10 protein-coding genes and 1 pseudogene are annotated in these 11,548 nt (G+C 42.0%); 4 read left to right on the top strand and 7 right to left on the bottom strand.

The window, feature by feature from the left end; genetic code table 11:
• Positions 1-18: 18 nt before the first annotated feature.
• The 4 genes from PP181_RS15180 (at position 19) to PP181_RS15165 (ending at position 5,177) form a co-directional block, all read left to right on the top strand.
• Entirely contained in the window at positions 19-2,232 is a 2,214-nt protein-coding gene (locus PP181_RS15180) for a DUF5916 domain-containing protein (protein WP_272637716.1), read from the top strand.
• Between the two features lies 1 nt (position 2,233).
• Positions 2,234-3,037 carry a Cof-type HAD-IIB family hydrolase gene (locus PP181_RS15175; RefSeq protein ID WP_272637715.1) on the top strand — a complete coding sequence of 268 codons (804 nt, stop codon included), beginning with the start codon at positions 2,234-2,236 and terminating at the stop codon, positions 3,035-3,037.
• A 28-nt stretch (positions 3,038-3,065) separates the two neighbouring features.
• A complete protein-coding gene (locus PP181_RS15170) occupies positions 3,066-4,340 on the top strand; it encodes a DUF819 family protein (protein ID WP_272637714.1) in 1,275 nt (424 codons plus the stop codon).
• A 141-nt stretch (positions 4,341-4,481) separates the two neighbouring features.
• Entirely contained in the window at positions 4,482-5,177 is a 696-nt protein-coding gene (locus PP181_RS15165) for a DUF4369 domain-containing protein (RefSeq protein ID WP_154918562.1), read from the top strand.
• A gap of 48 nt (positions 5,178-5,225) precedes the next feature.
• Here the strand turns inward: PP181_RS15165 and PP181_RS15160 are convergent, their stop codons facing one another.
• From PP181_RS15160 to PP181_RS15130, 7 genes and pseudogenes are all read right to left on the bottom strand, one after another.
• Positions 5,226-5,498 carry a hypothetical protein gene (locus PP181_RS15160; RefSeq protein ID WP_154918561.1) on the bottom strand — a complete coding sequence of 91 codons (273 nt, stop codon included), beginning with the start codon at positions 5,496-5,498 and terminating at the stop codon, positions 5,226-5,228.
• Positions 5,499-5,551: 53 nt separating this feature from the next.
• Positions 5,552-6,520, bottom strand: coding sequence for a type I phosphomannose isomerase catalytic subunit (locus tag PP181_RS15155; protein WP_272637713.1), 969 nt, complete (start codon positions 6,518-6,520; stop codon positions 5,552-5,554).
• A gap of 118 nt (positions 6,521-6,638) precedes the next feature.
• Positions 6,639-7,046, bottom strand: coding sequence for a 6-pyruvoyl trahydropterin synthase family protein (locus PP181_RS15150; protein WP_272637712.1), 408 nt, complete (start codon positions 7,044-7,046; stop codon positions 6,639-6,641).
• Positions 7,036-7,575, bottom strand: a complete 540-nt coding sequence (idi, locus tag PP181_RS15145; protein WP_272637711.1) for an isopentenyl-diphosphate Delta-isomerase — start codon at positions 7,573-7,575, stop codon at positions 7,036-7,038. Before idi ends, PP181_RS15150 begins: the two co-directional genes overlap by 11 nt.
• A 237-nt stretch (positions 7,576-7,812) precedes the next feature.
• Positions 7,813-8,769 carry a PorP/SprF family type IX secretion system membrane protein gene (locus PP181_RS15140; protein WP_272637710.1) on the bottom strand — a complete coding sequence of 319 codons (957 nt, stop codon included), beginning with the start codon at positions 8,767-8,769 and terminating at the stop codon, positions 7,813-7,815.
• A gap of 4 nt (positions 8,770-8,773) precedes the next feature.
• Entirely contained in the window at positions 8,774-10,744 is a 1,971-nt protein-coding gene (locus PP181_RS15135) for a gliding motility-associated C-terminal domain-containing protein (protein WP_272637804.1), read from the bottom strand.
• A 73-nt stretch (positions 10,745-10,817) separates the two neighbouring features.
• A pseudogene (locus PP181_RS15130) lies at positions 10,818-11,548 on the bottom strand (hypothetical protein); the annotation flags it as partial.

Here is an 11,548-nt window from a genome sequence, read left to right as displayed (position 1 = left end):
CCGATTAAAAACCGAAGAATGTCCAAAAATTCTACGAAAAAATTTACGCTCAACCTACTTGTTTGTATCATTTCGATATATGCCTTGGGTCAAGCCCCCACGAAACAGATTACTGTCAGGTTCATTACCGAGGAAATCACGCCTGATGGCCTGTTGGATGAACCCATTTGGGCCATGGCCGATGCGGCGGAAGATTTTTGGGAGTATTTTCCCTTGGATTCCATTCAGGCCAAAAAGCAATCCCAAATAAAGATTCTGTATGACGAAAGGAATTTATACGTGGGAATCAAGGCCTATTCCAGCGGAAAAAACTACGCCACGCAATCATTGCAGCGAGATTTTAGAGGAAGTGGAAGTGATAGCTTTACGCTTGTTTTTGATACCTTCAATGATGGCACCAACGCTTTTTCATTTGGAATCAACCCTTATGGCGTACGCCGTGAAGGTCTCATTGCAAACGGGGGCGCTTCGCAGGACGATTTTAATCTGTCCTGGGACGTAAAATGGAAAGGCAATGCTAAGATTTATGATGATTACTTCACGGCAGAAATGGTCATTCCCCTCACCTCTCTAAAGTTTGAGGAAGGTGCTACCAAATGGCGTTTCAATTCGTACCGCATTGAAACGCAATCCAACGAACGCAGCACCTGGACAAGGATTCCCCAGAACCAACTTATTTATAATCTTGCCTTTATGGGAGAAATCCTTTTTGAGAAGCCTCTTGGCAAATCCAGGACTCCTTTTGCGATTATACCCTATGTAAACGGAATTAGTGCCAGGGACTTTGACAATGGTGAAAACCTGGACAATTTTAAGGTAGGTGCAGATGCCAAGGTCTCCGTTGGAAACAGCTTAAATCTGGATCTCACTATAAACCCCGACTTTTCCACCGTAGAGGTGGATAATTTTATTACCAACCTCACCCGTTTTGAAATTGCTTTACCGGAGCGTCGTCAATTTTTTATTGACAACAATGATCTCTTTGCAAGTTTTGGAAACGGTTTTGATTTTAGTCCATTTTTTTCAAGACGTATTGGTATCGCTAGGGACACCGTTGGGAATACCATAGAGAACAATATTATTGGTGGCGTACGGCTTAGCGGAAAGCTGACCAACGATCTCAGGGTTGGGCTATTGAACATACAGACGGCAGAGGATTTGGAAAATGAAATTCCATCGAACAATAATACGATGCTGGCATTGCAACAGCGTGTTTTCTCACGGTCTAACATAGGAGTATTTTTTATAAATAAGGAATCGTTCAAAAATTATGATTTTGTAGAACGGGAAGATGAATACAATCGTGTTTTAGGAGTGGATTATAATCTGGCATCCAAGGATAATACTTGGAATGGATCATTCATAACCCATAAATCCTTTCAACCTGATGATAATGTGGGAAACTTTGCTTCTAGTGCTCTAATTCGATATAATACCAGAAAATTAAATGTATTCGCCAAAGGTACTTTTATAGATGAGGACTTTCGTTCAGATCTGGGTTTTGTGCGAAGAACCGATCTTTTTAAGACGCTCTTTAGTTTAGAGCGGGTATTCTGGCCAAGAAAAGGTATTGTCCAGAACCATACGCTACGGTCATTTACAAATATACGTTGGAGCCCCAGTATGGATTTTAAAAATACGGATTATGACCTTCAATATAGCTATCAAGTCCAATTCAATAATCAATCGCAGGCACAGATAGAATACACAAACACGTTTACCTTCCTTTTTGATACTTTTGATCCAACGCGGACCGAAGGTGCCATACCGCTCCCGGCCAATCAAAACTATCATTACAATAGTGTCCAGGCCGGCTATCAATCCGATCAGCGAAAGCTTTTCTCCTACGACTTACAGTCTACCATAGGCCGGTTTTTTAATGGAAACCGATTTTCCATGGAAGGCTCCATGACCATGCGGTTTCAACCAAAGGCATCCATTTCTCTTCAATTCAATTATGACCAAATAAATCTGCCGCTGCCCTATTCAAGTGCCAATATTTGGCTGGTAAGTCCACGGATGGACCTTACCTTTAGTAAATCCATATTCTGGTCAACCTTGGTTCAGTATAGTAATCAGCGGGATAACTTGGGCATCAATTCCCGGTTACAATGGCGATTTGCACCGCTTTCAGACTTATTTATAGTATATAATGATAACTATGCCGTAAGTCAATTCGAGCCAAAATTCAGGTCTGTAAATTTAAAATTATCTTACTGGTTAAATATTTGATATGAAGTTCAAATTGCTTTGTTCTGATCTGGACGGAACCTTATTGTCCACTAAAAGCGATGTATCAAAATACACCATTTCCCAATTCAGTAGGATCAAGGAAATAGCCAGAATCATTTTGGTCTCGGCAAGAATGCCCAATGGCATGTACTACATCCAAAAAGACCTGGGCATCTTGGAACAGCCAATTATCTGTTACAACGGCGCACTGGTACTGGATGGGGCTAAGGAACTTCTCTCGGTAACCATTCCAATGGATATGGTAGGTAAAATCCATGAAGTTTGTGAAGCGAACAGGACGGAACTGGGCCTATATGCCTTTGACGAATGGCATGTACCCAGAATGTCTGAAAGGGTCGAAAAAGAAATAAAATATACCAAGACGAGCCCGGTATTTCAACCGACCCAAGCCACTCTGGAACAATGGACCACCCAAAAAAGTGGGGTACATAAAATCATGTTGATGGGTACAAAACCCACCTCTGATGCATTAATGCCAATACTACAAGAAGATTTTGGGAAAGAAATTAATGTATACCGATCTAACGATACCCTTATCGAAATTTCACCTAAATCCGTATCCAAACTAACGGCCATACAAAAACTGTTGCGTAACGGGGAGCTTTTGGAGGATGTCATTGCATTTGGCGACAATTATAATGATTTGGAAATGTTGAGCAACGTGGGGTGGGGCGTTGCCGTATCCAATGGAAGGGAGGAAGTAAAACAAATCGCAAAGTTTGTTACCGCCAGCAATACCGATGATGGGGTCGCCAAATACATTGAACAACATCTACTAATTTAAGTATATTTGGTGCTGAAGGAATAGTATTATGGAAAACCCCATACCCCAGCCCTTGATCGTGAACGATACCGTAGTTTTTGGTCTTTTGGCCCTTGCGCTTGGATTTATATTTTATACTTCAGGCATCAAGACCGGATTTTGGCAAAAATTCTATTCCGTCGTCCCGGCCGTGCTTATGTGCTACCTTTTACCGGCACTTATGGCCAGTGCGGGATTGATTTCGGACGATATTTCCAATCTTTATTTCATGGCCAGTAGGTATCTTTTACCCGCTGCCCTGGTATTGATGACCTTAAGTATCGACCTTAAGGCCATCAGTAATTTGGGTTCAAAGGCAATGATCATGTTTTTAACGGGGAGTTTGGGCATTGTAGTAGGCGGTCCATTGGCTATTTTGCTGGTTTCCATATTTTCTCCGGAAACGGTGGGCGGAAACGATTTTGACGCCGTTTGGAGGGGGCTAGCTACTATCGCCGGAAGCTGGATAGGAGGCGGGGCTAATCAGGCCGCTATGCTTGAAATTTTTAAGTACAACCCAGAAAAATATGGGGGAATGGTTCTAATCGATATCGTAGTCGCCAATATCTGGATGGCGGTCATTCTTTTAGGTGTGGGCAAAACGAAAAGTATCGACAAGTGGCTTAAGGCCGATACATCGGCCATTGAGACCTTAAAGCTAAAGGTAACGGAGTTTACGGAAAAAATTACCCGTGTACCAACACTACAGGATTATATGATTATGTTATGTATAGCATTTACAGCTGTGGGAATTTCCCATTTTTTTGGAGACCATATTAGCGAATTCCTAACATCAAATTTTGAGGCTATAAGCGACAAAAAAAGTTTTCTTTCCTTTTTGGGATCGGGATTCTTTTGGATGGTAGTACTATCTACCTGTGCGGGAATTGCCATGTCATTTACAAAAGCTAAGAACTATGAAGGTGCCGGAGCGAGTAAAATTGGTGGTATGTTTATCTATATTCTAGTGGCAACGATTGGCATGAAAATGGACTTGGGTAAGGTTTTGGAAAACCCCGGCCTTATCGCCATCGGCTTTGTTTGGATAGCTATCCATGCCTTATTGCTAATTTTAGTGGCCAAACTTATAAAGGCCCCTTACTTTTTCTTGGCGGTAGGTAGCCAGGCCAATGTGGGAGGCGCTGCTTCTGCACCGGTTGTTGCAGCGGAATTCCATCCGTCCTTAACGTCGGTGGGTGTTTTATTGGCCGTTTTGGGCTATGTGGTAGGTACGGCAGGCGCACTATTATGTGCCTATCTTATGGAGGTAGCTTCCAGTTTGTAGTATTTACTTTTTGAATTGTATTTTCTTTGAAAATTTAATGATATTTGCCCCCTGAATCATTTTGAACGGAACATCCATGTCCAAGAATTGGAATCGATAGTTATGGATGTTTCAACTAACCTAAAAAGAATAAAATAACACGTGAAAAAATTAGCCTATATCTTCATTGCTGTATTTTTTGTTTCCTGCGGAAGCGATACGGAAGCCAACCTTGTGGTAAATGGAAAGGTTCGAGGTTTAAAAAAGGGAACGCTTTATTTGCAGCACCTGATGGATACGACGCTTGTAACGGTGGATTCCCTTGAAATTGATGGTGAAGGAACTTTCAGTCTTTCAGCGGAATTGGAAAGTCCGGAAATCTATTATCTGTATCTAAATAAGAAGGATAACAATGCGATCAACGACCGGATAACTTTTTTTGCCGAACCAGGTACCATTACCATTAATACGGACTGGAATACTTTTGATACTACGGCCGAAATAAAGGGATCTCCAACGCACGAAAAACTCGAGGAATATCAAAAGGCACTATCCAACCTTAATTTAAGGAATATGGAGATTATGCTGAAGGCATCGCAATTACAGGCAAATGCAGACCAAAATACCATTGATTCCTTAGAACGCGTAGGTACCAGAAACACTCAGCGCGCGTATGCCTATTCCATAAACTATGCTTTGAACAATACGGATTCCTACATTGCCCCATATATTGCGGCAAAAGAAATTCCCGATGCAAACATAAAATATCTGGATTCCATTTATAGAAGTCTTCCTCCCGAAGTGGCCAATTCCAAATACGGCAAGGACTTGAAGCAATTATTGGAATCGGATCAATAATAAAAAAGCATCCCTTAAGGATGCTTTTTTATTTAAGTTAGAAGGAATCTATTCAGCCATGCTGTTCAATTGGTCGACCAATTTATTTGCCTTAGTTTCCAATTCTGTTCTGATACCATTAAAATGTACCTTTTTGTTCTCAATATCGGCTTGATTTACCTTGGCTATCAGTTCATCAAAAGTGCTAATGGCACCATCGATAATGGCAGTTCCCTCTTTTGAAGGTCCACCACCGTTCGTTGCTTCCACTATATAAACCCCTTCAATAATATCCCCAAGGACGTTATTTATATCTTTTTTCAAATTTTTAATACTTGCCATATCTTATAATTTTATACAAAAGTACAATTAAACCGTTAAATAATTGTATTTGCCTAAATTGTAACTTCTAATAGTTTAGTGCCTTTGGTACGTATTTCGATTTGATCCGAATTGGCCGGTAGCAAAGTAGTTTCCCCTTTTTGAATAGTTACTTTACCAAACGCGTTCCCAATCGTGGCCGTACCCGCTACGCACATGAAAATGGTAAAGGTATCCCGATGCTTTATATCAAAAACAATATCCTTGTCCAAATCCAAAAAGTTGGTCTTAAAGTACGGACAGTCAACCATTGCGTTCACTGCATTCCTTTCCTTAGGGTAGGACACCTTAAAGTCGTCCTTCTTTTCATAATCGATGGCATCAAAGGCCAGTTCCGTATGTAATTCCCGTAAGTTGCCTTCTTTGTCCTTTCTATTAAAATCGAAAACACGATAGGTAACATCAGATGTCTGCTGGATTTCGGCCAAAAGAACCCCTGCGCCAATCGCATGGATTTTACCGGTATTTATGAAAAACGTATCTCCTTCCCGGACTTTTTCATAGTTCAACAAATCCAACAAAGTGTCATTTTCCAGACTATTTTCATATTCCTGCTTTGACACGTCCTTATTAAAGCCTACGATCAATTCGGCTCCGGGATCGGCATCCATAATGTACCACATCTCCGTTTTGCCAAAAGAGTTATGCCGTTCCTTTGCCAATGCGTCGTTGGGGTGCAACTGAATGGAAAGGTCCTGTTTGGCATCGATGAATTTGATCAGTATAGGAAAATCCGTTCCAAAACGTTCCACAACACTTTTCCCTAAAAGCTGTGTGGGATATGTATCGATCAATTCCTGTAAGGAAGTACCTGCAAAATCACCGTTTGATATAACCGAAATATCTCCGGTAACAGTGGAAAGCTCCCAACTTTCCCCTGTAATTTCACTTGTACTGGGTTTCCCAAAGAGCGTTTTTAATTTGGTTCCTCCCCAAAGCCTTTCTTTGAGTATGGGATTAAATTTTAAAGGGTATAAATTCATTTTTTGATTAAAAAGTTTCCATAATCGTAACGAAAGGAACAACTAAATTATTTGAAGAGGTAGGAAAAAACTTAATAAATCAATACTGTATTATGGATTACGTTTTGAAGGGAAGCCATTATCCGGTGTATGTGACAAAATTTCTGGGTGTCTCATAGAGCACAACCTCCAATTCCTTGTTGTCTTGTATACTGGGTCGCAACCTGTTCCAAATAACAACGGCAATATTTTCTGCGGTAGGATTTAATTCCCTGAACTCAGGCACTTCCACGTTCAGATTCTTGTGGTCGAAAGCATCTTCGATTTTTTCCTTTATAAGGTCTTTCAACTCCTTCATATCCATTACAAAACCAGTTTGAGGATCGATTTCCCCGGTAACGCTAACAATCAATTCATAGTTGTGCCCGTGAAAGCTGGGATTGTTGCATTTTCCAAACACTTCCCAATTTTTGGAATCTTCCCAATCCGGCCTATAAAGCCTATGGGCCGCATTAAAATGTGCTTTTCGGCTTACCTTAACTTTCATTTTCAATCAGATTATCGATTAAATGCTGATAAAATTTCTCGAAAATTATCTTGAACCAAGCCGTGTAGATTTCCGGGTGCTCCACCATATCCAATTTAATCGCTTTGGGCGTCATCCATTTCCAATCCGCGACTTCATCTTTATTGATATTTGGAACGTCATTGAAATATCCGATCATGACATGATCAAGTTCGTGCTCCGTCAATCCATTATCAAAAGGTGCTTTGTAGATAAAAGAAAAAAGTTCCTTTAAATCGGTTTCAAACCCCATTTCCTCTTGGAGCCTTCGCTTTCCCGCTTGCAAATTGGACTCCCCTACCCTTTGGTGGCTGCAACAGGTATTGGTCCATAACAATGGGGAATGGTATTTATGGGCCGCCCTTTGCTGCAACATAATTTCATTTTTGTCATTGAGAACAAAAACGGAGAAAGCCCGGTGTAACTCGGCTTTTTCATGGGCTTCCATTTTTGGCATGGTTCCCCTTGGATTATCGTCTTTATCAACTAGAATTACTTCTTCTTCCTTCATTCAGTAAAAATAAGCCCTTTGCGCTATACTGTTCGAAGGCTTTAGGAAAAAAATAAGAAATGAGACTTAAAAAGTCTTAATGCACGCCGAGATGGCTATTGACGAAATCGAAGATTCATGAACACCCATGTAAATAAAATAGAATTGATTTGAATAATTACAATCCTGTGTTGACCATAGCCGAAGCATGGCCAATAAAAAAATAATCAGATGCAAGAAAGCGCGAAAAATTCGGTTTTAGAAGAACCTTGGAGATTTAAGGTTGTTCTTACTTGAAATAAAATCATATCTAAGGATTACTTCGAATGAACCGTCATTGAACGCCGCATTTCCAAGTTCCGTAGTTTCGCGGTCATAGGCTAGACCTATTAAAAAATTGCCATTTATATTAAATCCCACCATACCACTGAAAGCGGCATCCCATCGATAGGCACCTCCTAAAATGAACCGTTCATTCAACATGAAATTGGCCGAAAGGTCTACCTGTAACGGCGCTCCTTGAACGACCTTGGTAAGTAACGTGGGCTTAAATTTCAACATGGGGTTTAAATCCCAGACGTACCCCGTAATAAAGTAAAAGTTCATTTGCTCTTTGGCAGTACTCAAAGATGATTCCTGAAAATGGGATGTTTCCAAAATTCTGGGTACCGAAAGTCCAGCATAAAATTTATCCGTATGATAATACACCCCCGCGCCAACATTGGGTGAAAGTCGATTGTCTATATCCTGTTGCAAGGTTTGGTCCGTTGTAAACTGGTTGAGTTCTGAAAAACGGATGTCCAATAAATTGGCACTTGCCTTCAATCCGAAACTTAATCTACTTTCCTCGGCCAATGTGAGCGTATAACTAAAATCGACATCAAAATTGGTTTCTGAGGTGGGGCCAATTCTATCGTTAACGATGGATAGTCCCAAGCCCAATCCATTATAGCCAATAGGAGAATGAATATTGAAAGTTTGTGTTGTGGGAGCCCCCTCCAATCCCAACCATTGGGAGCGGTGCAAGGCGGCAATACTCATTTGACCCCTAGACCCGGCGTAACCAGGATTCACACTTACCGTGTTGTACATATATTGGGTATACTGGGCATCCTGTTGTGCTAACAAGGAGGTGCCGCTCCAAATAAATAACAGGATTAATAGACCTTTTGGTAAAAAGCCACGCTTAGGTTTTAAAAATTTAATTTCCAACATCCTTTTATCTATTAATATATATGTACCCTGAAAGCTGTTTAATAGTACCGTTAGGTTCCTCGTAATCCAAGATGTAGAAATACGTTCCTACTGGTAACCTGTTACTCTGATCAACGGTTACCCTACCCTGGGAAGTTCCGTCAAAAACATTACCCTCCGTGTTGTAAGCCCTTGTGGTAAAGACGGATACGCCCCATCTGTTATAAATTCTGATGGTATTGTTGGGGTAATTTTCCAGACCATCGATACGGAGCACATCGTGTACACCATCACCATTGGGTGTGATAACGTTGAATACTTCTATCTGTTCCGATAGTTCTCCCAGATCGGAATCCAAATAGTTAGGTGTACCATCTCCGTCCGAATCATCGTTGCTATAATCACCGTCCATATTCAAATCCTCGTCGATGGTTTCGATGCCATCGTCATCATCATCGGTGTCACGATAGTCGGATTCCAAATCACTATCCGTATTTGGTAATTGTCCATAAGGATCATCCAACTCATCGTTCACGTCTATATCATTGACATTGCTTCCTTCGTAACCATCGTCCAGACCGTCTCCATCCTGATCGGACCCGAACAAGGTTAGTTCGGCTATACCGTCATGGTTTTGGTCGTGTGCTTCGATACTATCAGGTACGTTGTCATTATCACTGTCTTCGTCCAAGTAATCGGGCAGGCTATCCCCATCGGTATCTATTGGGAACAATCCTAGGTTTCCACCAGTCTCATAGGCATCGTCCACACCATTTCCATTGGCATCGGTACCACTTGGGGCGATGTATCCTGAAGTTGTCTGTGCTTCCACATTGTCCGGGATACCATCATTGTCACTATCGATGTCCAGATAATCGGGGTAGCCGTCCAAATCGGTATCCGTTGGATTGGTAGCGGGATCATTATCGGCGTCCAAGTTAAGGTCCTCAAAACTATCGAGTATGCCGTCGTTGTCACTATCCAAATCGGTATTGGACGGACTTACGATCATAGTAATCGTTGACGTACTGCAGTTTCCTGCATCGTCGCATAATGTATATTCGAAAGCATCCGATCCTACAAAATCATTGTTGGGGAAATAAGTAATGGTATCGTCCGATGGATCATTGGGCGTACCATTATCATCAATAGTCGCAGATCCGTTTGTAGGCTGTGTAATACTGAAGGTTCCTAGCGTTGGAATATCGTTGTCGTTCAATGCCCACTCATCGATGACCCTAATTTCGTTCACCAAAATGGCGATAGTATCATCAAAAGTATCCACAATAGGGAGCACATCTATAGTCACGGTCGCCATACTACAGTCGCCAAAACTATTGCAGACGGTGTAATCAAAACTGTCCGCACCATTAAAATCTGGGTTCGGCGTATAGGTTAGCACATCGTCCAAAGGATTATTGGGTGTGCCATTGTCATCTATAGTGACCGTACCATTGGATGGCGACGTCGTGGTCAAAGTACCCGGATTGGGTAAATCCGAATCATTGGCATAGATATCCACTATTACCGATGTATCCTCGTCCAAGGAAACGACATCATCTACCAAGTTTGCGGCCTGGGGCAGACAAACAACGGTAAAGTTGGGCAAGGCAAAATCATTACCGGCCTTGGTCACCGTAGCCGTATATCTTACCACGGCATCCGTAGCCGTAACGATGGGCCTTGTGGGGTCTCCACTGACCGCAGGCGACCAGCTTACCGTAGCCCCTCCACTTACGTTATTGGTGATATCCAGGGTTACCTGATTATCTGGATTGTTACAATCCGTAACGATGAAATAGCCTGTGGCATTGGAGCCGCAAAGCGTTCCATCATAGGTGGCAAAGTAAATACCCGGTGCGGTTACTTCGTAAAAAAAATCCGTACCCAAAACGGTACCGGTATCCGAGGCCTCGTACCAGCGATAATTGTTCTCATCGGTCGAGTTGGGTGCCTGTAGCAAAAACTGGGCATTGGACACCAACATCCCGAACATTGTAAAAACAATGCCCAGGAATATGGCTGTATGTTGATTGATTATTTTCAAACCGATTTGGGTCTTTAGCTGATTACTTTACTACGAATACCACATTGATCAAGGAGTTGTAATCCGGAGGTGTACCAATTACATCGTATTGCATGTTACCGTTTGCATCAATAAGATCGATGTTGAGGACTGCCGGATCTGCAAAGGTTACATAGTAATATAGTTCTGTTCTTCCGTAGGTAGGAACAGTTCCTGGTGCACCTGCGCTCGCGGTAAAGTTTGCTGCCGAACCACCGTATTGATCTAGATATTCCTGATAAAGGTCTACTGTTGCATTATTCACTAATACAGAAGCATCAATTGCTATAGAGGGGGGATAGAAAATCCGTGCTGCCTTCGATGTAATAGGTGCGATTGCTTGTATTACATCTTCAACTGTATCATCTGTCACACCGTCTCCATCTACATCCACTGGCGCATCAGAATCCACTTCCGAAGCTAATTGGTCATCGGTGCTGGCTGCCGCCAATTCCGATAAGGCTCCTTCTACGTCTGTTGCAGTAAAATTGCCCCCAGCGTCCGAGATAGTCACCTCAGACGCAGTTTGGTCATCGGTATTGTCCAAATAGCCGCTTAAATCAACCGTTGTAGCATCACTGCTTAAACTAAGTGTATTACCACTGATGCTCAAATCCTGTATCTCGTTAGTGACGCTACCGTCTACTTCCGTGAAGGTGTTGCTTACCACATAAGGGTCGCCCGATGTTCCGCTTCCAGTTACGTTGATGTTCGTGCCACTGTTCACTATCGTCT

The sequence above is a fragment of the Maribacter sp. PR66 genome (genome assembly GCF_028464205.1).
GTDB lineage: Bacteria > Bacteroidota > Bacteroidia > Flavobacteriales > Flavobacteriaceae > Maribacter > Maribacter flavus.
This window is presented reverse-complemented; position numbering and strand designations above follow the sequence as displayed.

Bases quoted from the DNA above. Each gene is read 5' to 3' on its own strand.
- PP181_RS15140 (WP_272637710.1), bottom strand. From the start codon at position 8,769: ATGTTGGAAATTAAATTTTTAAAACCTAAGCGTGGCTTTTTACCAAAA.
- PP181_RS15155 (WP_272637713.1), bottom strand. From the start codon at position 6,520: ATGAATTTATACCCTTTAAAATTTAATCCCATACTCAAAGAAAGGCTT.
- PP181_RS15175 (WP_272637715.1), top strand. From the start codon at position 2,234: ATGAAGTTCAAATTGCTTTGTTCTGATCTGGACGGAACCTTATTGTCC.
- PP181_RS15135 (WP_272637804.1), bottom strand. From the start codon at position 10,744: ATGTTCGGGATGTTGGTGTCCAATGCCCAGTTTTTGCTACAGGCACCC.
- PP181_RS15170 (WP_272637714.1), top strand. From the start codon at position 3,066: ATGGAAAACCCCATACCCCAGCCCTTGATCGTGAACGATACCGTAGTT.
- PP181_RS15160 (WP_154918561.1), bottom strand. From the start codon at position 5,498: ATGGCAAGTATTAAAAATTTGAAAAAAGATATAAATAACGTCCTTGGG.
- idi (WP_272637711.1), bottom strand. From the start codon at position 7,575: ATGAAGGAAGAAGAAGTAATTCTAGTTGATAAAGACGATAATCCAAGG.
- PP181_RS15180 (WP_272637716.1), top strand. From the start codon at position 19: ATGTCCAAAAATTCTACGAAAAAATTTACGCTCAACCTACTTGTTTGT.
- PP181_RS15150 (WP_272637712.1), bottom strand. From the start codon at position 7,046: ATGAAAGTTAAGGTAAGCCGAAAAGCACATTTTAATGCGGCCCATAGG.